The organism is Carnobacterium iners, assembly GCF_900177385.1.
GTDB lineage: Bacteria > Bacillota > Bacilli > Lactobacillales > Carnobacteriaceae > Carnobacterium_A > Carnobacterium_A iners.
The window spans coordinates 1,863,727-1,880,602 of the sequence record NZ_FXBJ01000002.1 but is presented as its reverse complement, the minus strand read 5'-3'; the positions used below and the strand labels follow the sequence as shown (position 1 = coordinate 1,880,602).

Sequence of the window (16,876 nt, the reverse complement as noted above, 5' to 3'; positions counted from 1 at the left end):
CCTAAAAAGAACTTTTTTTCATCTTTTTGTCACAAATTATTTGTAAATCCCTTTAAATAAAGGTTTTATAGATTTTTTTATTTTCTAATTGAGAATGATTATCAATTCACATGTTTTGCGTTTTGAAAATGAGTTAACCTTTTTTCGTTAAACTGTACTAATACATAATTAGTTTTACACGTTTAATGTAGTACAGAAAAAAGGCAAACAGACTAATCTGTTTGCCTTTTTTTTACGCCTTATTCAAATCATAAAAGATATCTGTTTGGATATCTACCGGACTGCCATCTATTCCTTGATCTAAAATAAATGAACCGTTAGAATAACGGTCGCTTACTTGATAGGAAGAACTTGCTAAATAAATCTCTTTTTCTCTTTCTGTTCGTATAGTGTATTCTTTTCCTTTGCTTCCATCTAATAAGAAAGCAACTCTATGTGGATTACTTTTCAATTCTCTTAATACTAATAAACCACGTTTGGCTCTTCCTAAAGTATCAAAATCGTTAATAGTCATTTTTTTAATAGATCCTCTTTGGGTAACGATTAAGATATCTGTTTTCGCAGATGTTGTATCAAAAACAATGCCGTTAACTACATAATCGTCTTTTTTCAAGTTGATGGACTTAACGCCACCTGCTTTAGCACCTACTATTGGCACTTCACTTAGCGGATACCTTAACCCAAATCCTTTTTGAGTGATAAGGAAAACATCTTTTTCTTGTTGATTTTCTGTATAAATAATATTCTCAACCCGATCTGTTTCTGTTTTTAATTTCATCACTGTAAATGATTTTGTCAAATAACTGCGACCGAAAAGATTATCGATACTCGATTGCTTGATAAAGCCTTCTTTGCTAATAAGTGTAACCGTTGCCGAAGGATCGAGTGTTTTCAACCCGAATGCTTTTAAAATTGTTTCATCTTGCCCAAGAGCAATATGTTGAGAAAGGTGTTCGCCACTATCTTTCCATCTAATATCAGCTATTTCATGAACTTGCCGATAAATGATATTACCTTTAGTTGTAAATAAAAATAAATGATGCAAAGTATTTAGCTGTTCGATAAATATAGGGTAATCCCCTTCTCTAACACCAATTTCTTCCGGTTTTGATGCGCCATAAGAACGCAAGCTAGTCCGTTTGAGGTAACCTTCTTTAGTAACAGATACCATCACTTCTTCTTGAGTAACCAGCACTTCTGTTTCTACTTTTAATTCCTCTATTTCGTTTTCAATCACTGTGCGACGAGGACTGCCATATTTTTTCTTGATTTCAGAAAGTTCTTTTTTCATGACACGTTTCATTTCAGTAGGGCTAGTTAGAATTTTGTTAAAAGACGCAATGGCTTTTTCTAACGTATCAGCTTCACTTTCTAGAGCCGTGATATCTGTATTAGTTAAACGATACAACTGCAAAGAAACAATCGCTTCTGCTTGTTCTTCTGTAAAACCAAATTTGCTTATAATAGTATCCTTTGCATTCTTTTTATCTTTACTACCACGAATAGCTGCAATGATTTCGTCTAATATCGAAAGAGCTTTGATTAAACCGACAACAATATGTGCTCTCGTTTCTGCTTTTCTTAGATTAAACTGCGTCCGTCTTACGATAACCTCGTTTTGGTGCTCGAGATAAGCTTCTAGCATACGCACAATTCCTACTTGTTGTGGCCTTTTCTTATCGATAGCAACCATATTAAAGTTGTATGAAACTTGTAAGTCCGTACTTTTTAGTAAATAAGTTAAAATACCTTGAGCATTTACGTCTTTTTTTAACTCGACAACAATTTGTAAACCGGTTCGATCTGATTCATCGCGAACTTCAGCAATACCGTCTATTTTTTTATTTAAACGAATTTCATCCATTTTACGAACGAGAACAGCCTTATTCACATCGTACGGAATTTCATTGATAACGATTTGTTGCTTACCGCCTCTTAATTCCTCTATGTGCGTCTTAGAGCGAACAATTACTTTTCCTTTACCTGTTTCATAAGCTTTTCTGATTCCGTCAATTCCTTGTAAAATTCCGCCTGTTGGAAAATCAGGTCCTTTTAAATAGGCCATTAAGTCAACTGCTGTTGCTTGTGGGTGGTCAATTAGGTAAACTGTTGCATCAATCACTTCACTTAAATTATGAGAAGGAATATCAGTCGCATATCCAGCAGAAATGCCGGTTGCGCCGTTAACCAACAAATTAGGGTAACGAACGGGCAAAACAGTTGGTTCCTCATCTGTATCATCAAAGTTTAAGACAAAATCAACCGTTTCTTTGTCGATATCTTTTAATAGCTCTTCTGCAATTTTAGATAAGCGAGCTTCGGTATATCGCATCGCTGCAGGAGGATCACCATCCATGCTCCCGTTATTTCCGTGCATCTCAACTAATTCTTCTCGTTGTTTCCAATTTTGGCTCAAACGAACCATCGCTTCATAGACACTGCTATCGCCATGCGGATGATAATTACCAATAACATTTCCGACTGTTTTAGCAGATTTACGAAAGCCTTTATCAGAAGTATTGCCTTCCACGTTCATCGCATATAAAATTCGACGTTGCACTGGTTTTAAGCCGTCACGTATATCCGGCAATGCCCGTTCTTGAATGATGTATTTTGAATAGCGACCAAATCGATCGCCCATCACTTCTTCAAGGGTTAATTCTTGAATATCCGACCTACTCTCCATCTCTAACACTTCCTTCATCTTCTAATTGCGATGTTTCCATAAGTTGATCGTTGTCTAATAGACTGCTTCCCTCTTCAAGAGAGAATTCTACGTGAGATTCAATCCATTTACGACGAGGTTCGACTTTATCGCCCATTAAAACAGAGACGCGACGTTCAGCTTGGGCAGCATCGTCGATTCTGACGCGTATAAGCGTTCTTGTATCAGGATCCATAGTTGTTTCCCATAGTTGGTCAGCATTCATCTCACCTAGTCCTTTGTAACGCTGTAGGATGTAGTTTTTTCCAAATGATTCGGTTACCCCTACCAGCTCATCATCGGTCCATGCATAAGCAATTTTTTCTTTTTTACCCGTTCCCTTAGAAAGTTTATATAAAGGCGGCATCGCTAGATAAATTTTACCTGCTTCAAATAAGGGTTTCATGTAACGATAAAAAAAGGTTAATAAGAGCACTTGAATATGGGCTCCATCGGTGTCAGCATCGGTCATGATGATGATTTTATCATAGTTGCAAGCTTCAATATCAAATTCAGCCCCGACACCAGCACCAATCGTATAAATCATCGTATTGATTTCTTCATTTTTCATAATATCTTGTAATTTGGCTTTTTCGGTATTAATAACTTTTCCGCGTAAAGGTAAAATCGCTTGGAATTTGCGATCACGACCTTGTTTAGCAGACCCACCAGCTGAATCTCCTTCGACTAAGAATAATTCGTTACGCTTAGCATTTTTACTTTGTGCTGGTGTTAGTTTACCAGATAATAAGGAATCATTTTTTTTGCGCTTTTTTCCATTACGACTTTCCTCACGTGCTTTTCTAGCGGCAGTCCGGGCTTCTCGTGCCGAAAGAGCCTTACGAATCAATTGTTGGCTGGTTTCGCCATTTTCCACTAAGTAAAAACTCAATTGTTCGCCGATAACCGCTTCAACGGCTCCACGAGCTTGTGCCGTTCCGAGTTTACTCTTTGTTTGTCCTTCAAATTGCAATAAATCCTCAGGAATGCGCACAGAGATAATGGCCGATAGTCCTTCTCTAAAGTCGCTTCCTTCAAGATTTTTTTCTTTTTCTTTTAATAAATTAACTTTTCTTGCATAATCATTAAGTGTTTTCGTAAAAGCTGTTTTCATACTAGATTCATGTGTTCCACCATCTTTTGTTCGAACGTTATTAACAAAAGATAAAATATTTTCTGAGTAGCCATCATTGTATTGAAATGAAAATTCTACTTCAATTTGATTGCTTTCTCCTGAAAAATAGGCAATGGGAGTTAGCGTATCTTTGTCTTCATTTAAGTAGGCAATAAACTCTTTAATGCCTTCTTCATAATGAAAAATATCAGAGCAATCGTTTCTTTCATCAATTAGCTCGATGCGTAGATTTTTTAATAAAAAGGCTGACTCTCTTAACCGTTCTGATAACACATCATACGAGTATTTAATCGTTGAAAAAATAGATGTATCTGGTTTAAAATGAACCGTTGTGCCGTTTTTTTGACGAGTGCTCTTTTTATTATTTAAAGTCCCAGAGGGTTTTCCTCCATTGATAAATTTTTGCTGGTACTCAACACCATCACGAACAATGGTGACCGTTAGCCATTCAGAAAGAGCGTTAACGACACTAGCTCCTACACCATGAAGACCACCAGATGTTTTGTAGCCACCTTCTTGACCAAATTTACCGCCTGCATGTAAAATAGTGAAGATAACTTGAACAGTCGGCATCCCTGATGCGTGCATTCCCGTCGGCATCCCACGGCCATTGTCTTTTACGCTAATGCTATTGTCTTTATGCAAAGTAACTTTAATGTCATCGCCATAGCCTGATAAAGCTTCATCGACTGAGTTGTCAACAATTTCATAGACTAAATGATGTAAGCCTCTCGTGTCAGTAGAGCCAATATACATACCAGGTCTTTTGCGTACTGCTTCTAATCCTTCTAAGACTTGAATGGATGTATCATCATACGCTGTTTTTATTTTTTTTGGCATTTAAAAAACTCCTTATTACGTGATACTTAGTGTTAAACTCCATAATCCTTCAACGAAACCGTATCTGTTTTTAGCTATTGAATTAGGTTTTTCACTTCGTATACATCCGTTTGATCCTTTAAGTATCTATTTAATAATACTCTAACTCTATGTGATTGAAAAGTAAAAATTGTTTATTCGGTAAAAAAAACGAAAGTACGTTCGGTTTTTAAATGATTAAACTCTGCCTTCCTATTAAACTAGTTCCATTCCTTAAAAGCAAGCAATAAATCGATAAACCCTTTTTATAAGCTTGTATTTAAACTTAAATCTAACCTATTTTTAATAATCGTTCTGCTCTACTTTCACTAGCCTTAGAATAAAAAAAATGGTAAAATACAGCGTACTGGCAATTAATTTGCTAAGTTAGGAGTGAATAAAGTGGTAAAAATTATCTTTATGTTTGGTGTAGCCTATTTGCTTGGTTCAATTCCATCTGGCGTATGGATTGGTAAAAAGATGTATGGAAAAGATATTCGAGATTTTGGTAGTGGCAATTCAGGAACAACAAATACGTTTCGTATTTTAGGTTTTAAAGCTGGTGTTATGGTCTTATTGGCTGACGTTTTAAAAGGCACACTCGCAGGCAGTCTTCCTTATTTTCTGAATTCCGAATTGAACCCCATGGTTGTAGGGCTTGGTGCGATAATTGGGCATACCTTTCCAATTTTCGCTCAATTCAAAGGTGGAAAAGCAGTCGCGACTAGTGCTGGAGTCTTATTAGCCTATAATCCGCCGTTTTTTATTTTCTGTGTAGTTTTATTTTTAGTGATTCTCTATTTTTCAAGGATGGTAAGCTTCTCAAGTATTCTCGGCTTATTAATTATCCTTCCTTCTAGTCTGGTAACGAATGATTGGGTGTTAACAACGATAGCTGGAATTTTAGCTGTTTTTATTATCTATCGACACAAAGATAACATCAAACGAATTCGACTTGGGACAGAAAGCAAAGTTCCATTTGGATACGGATACAAAAAAACTAAAAAGGATTCGTAGCAACACTAGAAGCAAAGAACAAATTAAAAGTCTGACAGGATAATCTGTCAGACTTTTTTTAGATTAAAAAATAGTAATAGTATACTCGCAGTTAAATTGTTCGCTAGGTTTTAAGAATTGAATTCCTAACTTATCTTCTAAGCGTCCACTAGCATCACTTGTGTCTGCAATGCCATACCAAGGCTCAATACAAACTAAAGGAGCTTTCAGTTTTGCGGGAGACCAAATTCCGACATATGGAAAATCTGTAAAGCTAACAGAAATACCATGTGTTGTTTTATCTGAAAGAATAGAAAAAACATTTTTATTCTTTGTTTCATAGATAAGCGCGTCTTCATCAAAATGGCGCCATCTTAACGCAATATCCGTATTTGTTTGCCCTAAAGTTCGGTTTTCATAATCAATGTAGGCCCCTTTTAACGGGATAAGTGTCCTTGAACGCTTTGGTGAAAAGCTTAAATAATAATCTTCAAAACTTGTCTCATCAGTCAAGGGCATATTAAAACCAGGATGCCCTCCGATAGAGAAGTACATCGGTTCATCGGCATTGATATTTTCAACTTGGTAGCTAACTTTAACAGAAGCTTCCTCTAGTTGGTAAGTAATCTTTAAACAAAAATCAAAGGGATAGATTTCCTTGGATTCTTCGTCGGATAAAAGAGACAACGTTACAGCTGTTTCATTCTGATTGGTTACCTCAAAAATACGATCTCTAGCAAAACCATGTTGATTCATGCTATAAGTTTTATTGTTGTATTGGTATTGATTATCCTTCAGACGTCCAACAAAAGGAAACAAAACAGGAGCCTGTCTATTCCAATAAGCTGAATCTCCTTGCCAAAGATAGTCAATGCCGGTCTGTTTGTTTATTAAACTGGTTTGTTCTGCACCTTTTTCTAAAATCTCAACCGTTATAAACTGGTTTTCTAGTTTAATCAAAGCTCCCAACTCCCTTATCATCTTAAGTGTTTTAATAAAACGTTTCTCTATCTAAAGCACTTTTAAATTTTTTATTGTAAATACGAATGTAAGTCCCTTTCATCCCAAGAGACTTAGTCTCGATAATACCACCTGATTCTAATTTTCTCAATGCATTAACAATAACAGAACGTGTGATACCAATTTTGTCTGCAATGATAGAGGTCGTTAAACGTCCTTCTGTTCCATTAAGCTCTTCAAAAATAGCTTTGACAGCCTTCATTTCACTGTAGGATAATGTTTTGAGAGCGATTTGAACTATCGCACTATTTCTTGTTTCCTCTTCTATTTGAGTAGACTTTTTAAATAAAATTTCGATACCGACTACCGTAGAAGCGTGTTCTCCTAAAATCAAATCATTATCATCAAATTCTGGCGAAAGACGGGCTAGAATTAGCGTTCCTAACCGCTCACCTGCTGCGTAAATAGGAATAATGGTTGTTAAACCGTTGATAAATAAATCTCTTGTTTCAATTGGGAAAATAGTATAATCACTCTCTATACCAATATTTGAACGAGTTTCGCTAATTTCGAGCATGCTCAAGGAATAGTCAAAAGGAAATTTTTCTGCTTTCAACATTTCTTTTACACGCTCGTTATTAATTTCATGCTTTTCATTAAAACCCAATAGATTTCCGGTTTCATCAATTAAATAAGCATTTACGTTTAAAACATCGGCTAAAATACTAGCCATATCATTAAAAGGAAGTTGCCCTTCTATAGCTAGCTGAGTATTTACTACGCCACCTTTTTTTTGGAGCATTTGATTAATCATACGCATCTTTTGAAGCAATCCACTCATGGCTTATTCCTCCACGTAACTAGCGTCATTATAATATATATCTACTTAAATCTTTGTCTTCAACAATGTGCGCAATCTTTTCGTCAACGTAACTTTTTGTAATTGTGATATCACCCATCTGCATATCAGGTGCCTCAAACAACAAATCTTCTAGTAGTTTTTCTAAAATAGTATGCAAGCGTCTAGCACCGATATTATCCGTTTCGTGGTTTACACGATAAGCAATATCAGCTAATCTTTCAATCGCCTCATATGTAAAGGTAACATCAATATTATCTGTCGCAATCATAGCGATGTACTGTTTAACTAAGGCATTATTAGGCTCTGTTAAAATTTTGACAAAATCTTCTTTTGTTAAATCATCTAGTTCGACACGGATTGGGAAACGTCCTTGTAATTCAGGGATTAAGTCGCTTGGTTTAGACATATGAAAGGCACCTGAAGCGATAAACAAGATGTAATCTGTTTGAATGGCACCATATTTAGTGGATACTTGTGAGCCTTCGACGATTGGCAGAATGTCTCTTTGTACACCCTCTCTAGATACCTCACCAGACTGGCTACTTTTAGAGGTAATCTTATCAAACTCATCAATAAAAATAATACCTGAGTTTTGCGCTAAATGAATAGCTTTTGAATAAATATCTTCTTGATTAACTAGTTTTTCTGATTCTTCTTGAATCAAAATATCTAGTGCTTCTTTAACTGTAACGGCTCGTTTAACTTTGTTTTTTGAACGTAACGCACCTAGTGTTTCACTTAAATCAATGCCCATTTGTTCTAAGCCTGCATTCATAGGCGAGTTCATACTTTTTTTATGCTCTTTTATTTCAATAGTTACTTCTCTGTTATCCAATTGACCGTTTCGAATTTGTTGTTTGATTGATTCACGATTAAGCGTAATGGTTTCGTTGACTTCTTCTTCCTCTTCAACAGGTTTTTCTTGATTTAAATTCATCCCTTGAAACATCGATTCAAATGGATTGGATGCGTTTGATTGTTTCTTTTCTTTTTTTATACCAGGCACTAAAATCTTGACTAAACGATTAACCGCATTCTTTTCAGCTTGAAGATAAACCTTAGAATGTTGTTGTTTTTCAACAATGACAATTGCAGCTTCCACTAAGTCACGAACCATTGATTCAACATCCCGTCCAATGTAACCAACTTCTGTAAATTTGGTTGCTTCGACTTTAATGAATGGTGCTTTGACAATCGTAGCTAAGCGTCTAGCAATTTCAGTTTTACCTACTCCGGTCGGCCCAATCATTAATAGATTCTTAGGTGTTATTTCTTTTCGCATTGCTTCGTCTAATTGTAAACGTCGGTACCTGTTGCGTAAAGCTACTGCGACTGATTTTTTAGCTTCTTTTTGACCGATAATGTACTTATCTAATTCACTCACAATTTCTCTAGGTGTCATATTTTCTACTGTGTTCATCCTATCATCACGTCCTTATAATTCTTCCACAATAATATTATGGTTCGTGTAAACACAAATATCAGCCGCTACTGTTAAACTCTCTTTTGCAATTTCTGCAGCGGTGAGATCTTTGCCATATTTTTTTAAGGCTCTTCCTGCGGCTAAAGCAAAATTCCCACCAGAACCAATCGCTAAAATACCATCATCTGGTTGGATAACTTCACCCGAACCAGAGACCATAAGCATCTCGTCTTTATTCATCACAATAAGCAACGCTTCTAATTTTTGAAGTGCCCGATCTGAACGCCATTCTTTAGCTAATTCGACTGCCGCACGGGTTAAATTTCCTTTGTACTCACTCAACTTACCTTCAAACCGTTCTTCTAAAGTAAACGCATCTGCGACACTTCCGGCAAAACCTACGAGTACTTCATCGTGATAGATGCGACGAACTTTACGAGCCGTTCCTTTCATGATGACGCTTTCGCCCATTGTAACTTGCCCGTCTCCAGACATAGCACAAGTTCCATTGTGTTGAATAGCAAATATAGTTGTTGCATGAAATGTTGTCATCTTTTTTCCTCCGTTAACCTACCGCTTATTCTTTTTATCTTAAGCTCTTGGATGAAACTTACGGTAGTTTTTTTGTAAGTGTTCTTTCGTAACATGGGCATAAATTTGTGTTGAAGATAAACTAGCGTGTCCTAATAATTCTTGAACCGTTCTCATATCCGCTCCATTATTTAATAAATGGGTTGCAAAGGTATGGCGCAACATATGGGGATGGATTTTAGAGGTTAGACTGCTTTTTTTGATGATTTGATTTAAGACGTATTCAATACCCGATGAAGATATAGGTGTCCCATATTGATTAACAAATAAGTAATTGTGCTGTTTTTCATATTTTACCATTAGGATATCTCGCCCTTTTTCAAGATATTCTTGTATCGCTGCTGCGGCATAATGGCCAAATGGAACGTAGCGCTCTTTGTTTCCTTTGCCGCGAATGAGTAGAATTCCCAAATCAAAATCAATATCATTCATAACGATATTCTTGCATTCGCTAAGTCTGATTCCAGTTCCATACAATACTTCTAAAAGAGCTTCGTTTCTAAAATCAAGTGGTTCTTTGCCCTTAACTGCTTCAAATAGCACCGCTATTTCTTTTTCGTAGAAAAAACGAGGCAAACGAAGATTTTTCTTTTTTAGATGAATATAAGAAAAGGGATTCTCTGATATCAGCTGATTTTTTAAAAGAAATTGATAAAAAGCTCTAAGGCTCGATATTTTTCTAGAAATCGTATTTCGACTCAATTGACGCTCGCTTAGTTCACCTAAAAAAATACGAACATCTTGTAAGCCAACGGATTCATAATCTGCTTTACCAGTGGCCTCTAAGAAATCTGTAAATTCATTGATGTCTTCCTCGTAAGCTTTTTTAGTAAGTTCAGAATAATGTCGTTCAGTAATTAAGTACAGCAGAAATATTTTTTTTAATTCAAGGTTTGTCAAAAAAACCCCTCCACTCCTATGACAAAATCACCTTATCATAGAAGTAAAAGGATTACAATTGATTAACTTCATTGTATTTTGTATTTTATTAGTTTTTTAACCGACAAATAATTTTTATCTTATACCTTGTTTACAGAAACCTTATTGTTGTGTTTCTTCTTTATAGTCACAGTGACTACAAATGACTTGTGTTTTACCTTTTGTTTTCTTTTCCGTTAGATAATGTTCACACTTAGGGCAATTTCTGCCAATGGGTTTATCCCATGAAACGAACTCACAAGTTGGGTAACGATCGCATCCATAAAATAAGCGGTTTTTCTTAGATTTCCGCTCAATAACTTGTCCTTCTTGACACAATGGACAAAGAACGCCAATCTCTTTGACAATCGCTTTTGTATTTCGGCATTCTGGAAAATTACTACAGGCATAAAATTTTCCGTATCGTCCTAATTTAATCACCATTGGATGACCGCATAACTCGCAGTCAAAGCCGGCAGGCTCATCTTTTATTTGAATTTTCTCTATATTTTCTTCAGCATTTTCTACTTCTTTAATAAAGGGTTTATAAAAACGGTCAATAACGTTAGTCCATTCTTCTTTTCCGTCTTCAACGGCATCTAGATCTTCTTCCATTTCGGCTGTAAAGTGAATATCAACAATTTGCGGGAAGTTTTCTACTACTAAGTTATTCACAATTAAGCCCAATTCGGTTGGCTCAAAGCGTTTGCTTTGAATCTTAACATAATACCTCTTAAGAATCGTATTAAGTGTAGGAGCATACGTTGAAGGACGCCCAACGCCGTTTTCTTCTAGTGTCTTAATGAGCGTTGCCTCAGAATAGCGAGCAGGAGGCTGAGTGAAGTGTTGATTTGGTTCAACATCAACAGCTATCACTGTATCGCCTTTTTCAAGTTCAGGTAAACTATTCACTTTTTCTTCTTTGCCATCATCTGTTCCTTCAACATATACTTTTTGGTATCCAGGGAATTTTAAGGTTGAACCGTTCGCTCTAAACAAAACAGTATCTTGAGTAATATCAACTTTTACCGTATCAAAAATTGCTGGCGTCATCTGACTCGCAACTAATCTTGACCAGATAAGATTGTATAACTTATATTGGTCTTTTGTTAGGTATTTTTCAATATCTTTTGGTGTTCGCATTGTACTTGATGGTCGAATTGCTTCATGAGCATCTTGGGAACTAGCTACTTTCTTTTCTAGACGTGGTTTTGAAGCAGAGAATTCTGAGCCAAATTCTTTTGTAATATATTCTACAACTTCATTTTTAGCAGAATCGGCTATCCGCGTAGAGTCAGTTCTCATGTAAGTAATTAAACCAACAGCTCCACCACGGCCTAAAGAAATGCCTTCATAGAGTTGTTGAGCAATCATCATCGTTTTTTGTGTTCTAAAATTTAATTTTCTAGCTGCTTCTTGTTGCATACTACTTGTTTTGAATGGCAAAGCTGGATTACGTTTACGTTCTTTTTTCGTCACTTTTGTTACGTCATATTCTTCACTTTTAATGGCTTGGATAACTTTTTTTACGTCTGCAGCATCCTTAAGATCCATTTTCTTACCATTTAGACCATAGAAATGAGCTTTGAACTTTTTAGCCCCTTTTTTAAAGTTTGCTTCGATGCTCCAATACTCTTCAGGCTCAAATTCAGTTATTTGCTGTTCTCTTTCGCAGATTAATTTAAGTGTAATAGATTGTACACGTCCAGCACTCAAGCCTTTTTTAACTTTTTTCCAAAGAATAGGGCTGATTGTGTAACCTACAAGACGGTCAAGTATTCGACGGGCTTGTTGGGAATCCACTAGTTGCATATCGATTGAACGAGGTTCTTTAAACGCTCCTTTAACCGCTTCTTTAGTAATCTCATTAAACGCAACTCTATTTTTATCGTTGATATCTAGTCCTAATAAATGGCTAAGGTGCCACGCTATTGCTTCCCCTTCTCTATCCGGGTCAGCCGCGAGGTAAACTTTTTCAGCTTTTTTTGCGAATTTTTTTAACTCTTTAATCAGTGGACCTTTCCCTCGAATTGAAATGTATTCGGGTTGATAATTATTTTCTACATCTATAGCCATACGACTTTTTGGTAAATCACGTATATGACCTAAACTAGCAACGACTTTATAATTCTTACCTAAATATTTTTCAATTGTTTTTGCTTTAGCTGGTGATTCAACAATTACCAGGTATTTATAGGCCAATGAAATGCTCCTTTCAAGTGAGCTCATATTTTCTGTCTTCGGCTAGTTTTAACCGAAACATAAATCGTTAATCATCTTATGCCATCTTATACCCATTTGTCAACTATAGAAAGTTATAAATAAAAAACTCTTACTTTTTATTGTGTATTTACTGACTGTAATATAGAAGAAAAAATGCTTACTTCCGATAAATAAACAATGTCATTTTATTCTTATTCTGTATCAAAAATAAATTCTTCTAAAATGTGGGAAGCCGCTAAAACACATTTTGCTCCTTGCGTAATTAATTGGTTGGTTCCTTCTGAATAAAGGCTTGTAATGGGTCCCGGAACGGCAAAGACTTCTCGTCCTTCTTGCAAAGCAAAATTAGCTGTAATTAAACTACCACTCTGGCTTTGTGCTTCTACAACCAAGGTGCCTAAAGACACTCCAGCAATAATCCTATTTCGCATTGGAAAATGATAAGGCAATGGTTTTATACCTATTGGGTATTCCGAGATAACAAGATGATGATCACCAATTTCTTTTTGCAATTTCTTATGTTCATAAGGATAAGAATAGTCTAATCCTGTTCCAATTACCGCAATTGTTTTCCCACCCAATAAGATAGTCTTTTCATGAACTGCACAGTCAATTCCTTTTGCTAAACCACTCACAGTTACAAGCTCTTTTTTAATTAACTCAGGCAATAAACGGTCTAAAACCATAGAACCATAGGGGGTATTTTTCCTTGAGCCTACGATAGCTAATGAATTATCTCTTAATAAACGTACATTCCCTCGATAAAATAAAAGTGCTGGTGGGTTATAAATTTGTTTTAAATACTCTGGATAATAATTATCTAAAATAGTGATCCATTGAATATCTTGGCTAGCGTATTTTTTCTTTAAACTTTCTAGTTCTATAAGAGCATAACTTTTTAAAAATGCCTCTTTATTTTTACTCGGTAGATTAGCTAATTGAGCTAGTTGGTAGACTGTTAATTTGTAGTTATCTACTAGTGCTGCAACCATTCTAACCTGACTAATAGGGCCTATTCCTCGACAGTGTGCTAAATGAAATATACGCTGTTCTATAAGTTGTTTTTCCATTTTTTCTCCTTTAACCTACTCTATTTATAATTTGACTCATTAATAGAGTATCCGCCCTGTAGGACCTCATTCATTTTTTCTCTTACAAAAAAAACACTATCTCTTATTTTGAAGGATAGTGTTTTTGCTTATTTAAAATGAGTTGTTTAATGTTTGTCTAACAGGTGCAAAAGAATGACGGTGTATTGGACAAACGCCTATTTTTTCTAAACCGGCTAAATGAAGCTTAGTCCCATAGCCAGAATTTTGAGCAAACCCGTAGCCTGGGTATAAACGGTCATATTCAACCATCATGCGATCACGAGTTACTTTTGCAACAATACTAGCTGCAGCAATGGATAAGCTTTTACTATCGCCTTTGATTAAACTTTCTTGCGGAATAGGTGTTGGAAGTCTCATTGCATCAATTAATAAATACTCAGGTACCTGTGGCAGATGTTGAATAGCCTCCAACATTGCTAACTTAGTTGCTTGATAAATATTCACATCATCAATGATGTCTTGATCTTTTACTCCTATCCCTATCCCTAAAGCGTGTTTTTGTATCTCAATGAAAAGCTGTTCTCTTTTTTCACTAGATAATTGTTTTGAATCATTGATTCCTAAAATTTGAAAATCTTTTGGTAAAATAACAGCAGCTGCTACTACAGGACCAGCTAGTGGTCCACGACCAACTTCATCGATTCCAGCAATCCAGGATAATCCGTTCGCCCAAATAAGTTCTTCGTTTTCTAGCATAACTTTTAGTTTTCTTTCTTTTTCGCGCTGCTTTTCTAATCGCTTTCCCCATGATTTTAAAGCTACGCTAACACCTTTTCGTTGATCTAATCGAAAAATGGAGATGCGCTCATCTAGTGGTTGATTAATTTCGTTAAGTATCGCTTTAATTGCAGCAATGGACAAGGGTTTCTCCATTTATTTTTTACTCGTTTCATTAGCTAAATTTTTAGGGACCTCATCTAGTGTGTAACGACCAACTTTACCACTGCGTATTTCATAAATAATCATTTCAGCTGCTCGGCTATAGTCATCGATAAACCCTCTTCTTTCTGTGATGAGCATTAATAAATCGGCAGGTGCTAGAGTCATTTCTGTCTCAGTTAAGCGATAACGGGCAGCAAGATTTGTTGGATATTTTTCTTTCATAATCTCTAAACCATATAGTGCAATATCATCTAATTGTAAAATAGTATCTTTGATTGCACCCGTTAAAGCTAGTTTCTTGCCTACTTCTGGATCTTCAAATTTTGGCCATAGAATTCCTGGTGTATCTAATAAATCGAGTTCTTTATTTAATTTAAGCCATTGTTGGGCTTTCGTTACGCCAGGCCGATTGCCCGTTTGAGCAACATTTTTTTTGATAAATCGATTGATAAGAGTTGATTTACCTACGTTAGGAATACCAATACTCATCGCTCTTATTGGACGAGGTTTGCGTCCTTGAGCTGCCATTCGATCAAATTTAGGTTTCAATAACCTCTTTGCTTCACTCATAACTTTTTTCATCCCGATACCCTCTTGCGCCACAATAGGAACGGCTGAAATACCTTGATCATTAAAATAAGCAACCCATTTTTGAACCAAAACAGCATCGGCTAAATCACTTTTGTTTAAAATAACAATTCGCGGTTTCTCTCCAATTAACTCATCCAAGATTGGATTGCGACTGGATAATGGAATTCTTGCATCCACTAGTTCAAATACAACATCTACTAGTGTAAGTTTCTCTGTAACTTGTCTTCTGGCCTTAGCCATATGTCCTGGAAACCATTGAATTGTTGGCATATTTTTTCTCCTTTGACCATCCAAAAAAAGGAAGGGGCGAAAAGGCCTCTTCCTTTTTTTGGGGTATCTTTTTTTATTTTATTCGTTTAGTTTACCAAAATGTTTTAAAGGCCAAATACGGATATCTGTTGTCCCTGAAACAGTCGTTTCATCAATAAACCCGAATACGCGACTATCTAAAGAATTTGTTCGATTGTCACCCATTACAAAATAACTATCCTCTGGGACTTCTTCAACACCAGCTACAGATGCTAGAGTAAAGTCATCGGTTAATATTTCGCCAGGAACTAAATTTTCTTTAACAGACTCTAAGTAAGTTTCTTTAACTTCTTCTCCATTCACATATAAGGTTTCATCAACCACCATTAGCTCGTCTCCGGGTAATCCAATGACTCTCTTAATGTATTGTTTACCTGATAATATAGGCTCCTCTGGATTACTCGGGGCTGGAAAAACAATGATATCAAATCGATTTGGTTTCTCAATTTTATTTAAAATTAAACGATCTTTATCATGGAGGGTTGGATACATCGAATCTCCATCAACACTAACCGGCACAAATAAAAAATGACGAATAAGTAAAAAAATAGCTAAAGCAATTGCGATATATATCAAGGTATTTCCTACTTCAGAAATAAAACTCTTTTTTTCATTCTGCTTTTTTAATTCTCTGTCTTTTGTACAGCGAGCTTTTCTAGGTTCAAAATTTTCTGTTTGTGTATCTCTTCCATCTGAATAAGTTGTTTTTCTCACTTATTACCACTACCTTCTATTAAATTATTGAACAATGGACAAACGTTTAAACGGATAATAAATCATCCTTGTTTCACCAATAATATCCGTTGCAGAAATAGAACCAAAATAACGGCTATCATTACTAGATCTACGATTATCTCCAAGAACAAAATACTCATCTTCAGGAATGGTTATCTGGCCTGTTATTTCTTCTAATGTGAAATCAGATGTCCATGTTCCACTAGCTTTATCAACAAATGAATTCGCTAAGAATGGCTCTTTTGTTAGTACGTCGTTTACATACAATTGATCATTTTTGTAAGATAATGTCTCGTTAGGTAAACCAATAATTCTCTTAACAAATATTCGGTCAGAGTCATCTTTAAAAACGATTAAATCAAACCGATTGATATGGTACACTGTTCTTACGATGATTTCATCATTTTGTTGAAATGTTGGTATCATTGACGAACCTTCAATAGTCATTGGCAAAAAAATGAGATCCCGAAAGAAAATTGTTAGTACCACTGCAAATAAAAAGGGCTTAAACCAATCCCACAAATGGCTCTTCCAAGTTTTTTTCTCCATAAGTTTCGCTCCAAACTAATCTAATTGT

At 35.7% G+C, this 16,876-nt stretch carries 14 protein-coding genes; 1 reads left to right on the top strand and 13 read right to left on the bottom strand.

The features are described 5' to 3' along the window. Nucleotides 1-232: 232 nt before the first annotated feature. A complete protein-coding gene (gene parC, locus B9Y54_RS09030; protein WP_085559945.1) occupies nt 233-2,686 on the bottom strand; it encodes a DNA topoisomerase IV subunit A in 2,454 nt (817 codons plus the stop codon). Then, nucleotides 2,676-4,679 carry a DNA topoisomerase IV subunit B gene (gene parE, locus B9Y54_RS09025; protein WP_085559944.1) on the bottom strand — a complete coding sequence of 668 codons (2,004 nt, stop codon included), beginning with the start codon at nt 4,677-4,679 and terminating at the stop codon, nt 2,676-2,678. The genes parC and parE overlap by 11 nt, the downstream gene beginning before the upstream one ends. 420 nt (nt 4,680-5,099) lie before the next feature. On the opposite strand from parE, the gene plsY reads away from it, so the two are divergent. Beyond that, entirely contained in the window at nt 5,100-5,714 is a 615-nt protein-coding gene (gene plsY, locus B9Y54_RS09020) for a glycerol-3-phosphate 1-O-acyltransferase PlsY (RefSeq protein WP_085559943.1), read from the top strand. Nucleotides 5,715-5,777: 63 nt separating this feature from the next. On the opposite strand, the gene B9Y54_RS09015 is transcribed toward plsY, so the two are convergent. From B9Y54_RS09015 to lepB (B9Y54_RS08965), 11 genes are all read right to left on the bottom strand, one after another. Continuing rightward, nucleotides 5,778-6,653, bottom strand: a complete 876-nt coding sequence (locus B9Y54_RS09015; RefSeq protein ID WP_420836095.1) for an aldose 1-epimerase family protein — start codon at nt 6,651-6,653, stop codon at nt 5,778-5,780. Nucleotides 6,654-6,684: 31 nt separating this feature from the next. Then, entirely contained in the window at nt 6,685-7,494 is an 810-nt protein-coding gene (codY, locus tag B9Y54_RS09010) for a GTP-sensing pleiotropic transcriptional regulator CodY (protein WP_085559941.1), read from the bottom strand. A 28-nt stretch (nt 7,495-7,522) separates the two neighbouring features. Beyond that, entirely contained in the window at nt 7,523-8,935 is a 1,413-nt protein-coding gene (hslU, locus tag B9Y54_RS09005; RefSeq protein WP_085559940.1) for an ATP-dependent protease ATPase subunit HslU, read from the bottom strand. A gap of 15 nt (nt 8,936-8,950) precedes the next feature. Beyond that, nucleotides 8,951-9,490: an ATP-dependent protease subunit HslV gene (hslV, locus tag B9Y54_RS09000; RefSeq protein WP_085559939.1), complete on the bottom strand. Its 540-nt coding sequence runs from the start codon at nt 9,488-9,490 to the stop codon at nt 8,951-8,953. A gap of 39 nt (nt 9,491-9,529) precedes the next feature. Further along, complete coding sequence (gene xerC, locus B9Y54_RS08995) at nt 9,530-10,429, bottom strand: tyrosine recombinase XerC (protein WP_085559938.1); 900 nt, start codon at nt 10,427-10,429, stop codon at nt 9,530-9,532. Nucleotides 10,430-10,570: 141 nt separating this feature from the next. After that, a complete protein-coding gene (gene topA / locus B9Y54_RS08990) occupies nt 10,571-12,649 on the bottom strand; it encodes a type I DNA topoisomerase (protein ID WP_085559937.1) in 2,079 nt (692 codons plus the stop codon). 212 nt (nt 12,650-12,861) lie between these two features. After that, nucleotides 12,862-13,740 (bottom strand): DNA-processing protein DprA, encoded by an 879-nt coding sequence (gene dprA / locus B9Y54_RS08985; RefSeq protein WP_085559936.1) that lies wholly within the window; start codon nt 13,738-13,740, stop codon nt 12,862-12,864. 132 nt (nt 13,741-13,872) lie between these two features. Further along, on the bottom strand, nt 13,873-14,655 hold the full coding sequence (locus tag B9Y54_RS08980) for a ribonuclease HII (RefSeq protein WP_085559935.1): 783 nt from the start codon (nt 14,653-14,655) through the stop codon (nt 13,873-13,875). After that, entirely contained in the window at nt 14,656-15,525 is an 870-nt protein-coding gene (gene ylqF / locus B9Y54_RS08975) for a ribosome biogenesis GTPase YlqF (RefSeq protein ID WP_085559934.1), read from the bottom strand. 78 nt (nt 15,526-15,603) lie between these two features. Further along, complete coding sequence (gene lepB, locus B9Y54_RS08970; RefSeq protein WP_085559933.1) at nt 15,604-16,278, bottom strand: signal peptidase I; 675 nt, start codon at nt 16,276-16,278, stop codon at nt 15,604-15,606. Between the two features lie 24 nt (nt 16,279-16,302). Next, nucleotides 16,303-16,848, bottom strand: coding sequence for a signal peptidase I (gene lepB, locus B9Y54_RS08965; RefSeq protein WP_085559932.1), 546 nt, complete (start codon nt 16,846-16,848; stop codon nt 16,303-16,305). Nucleotides 16,849-16,876: the final 28 nt, after the last annotated feature.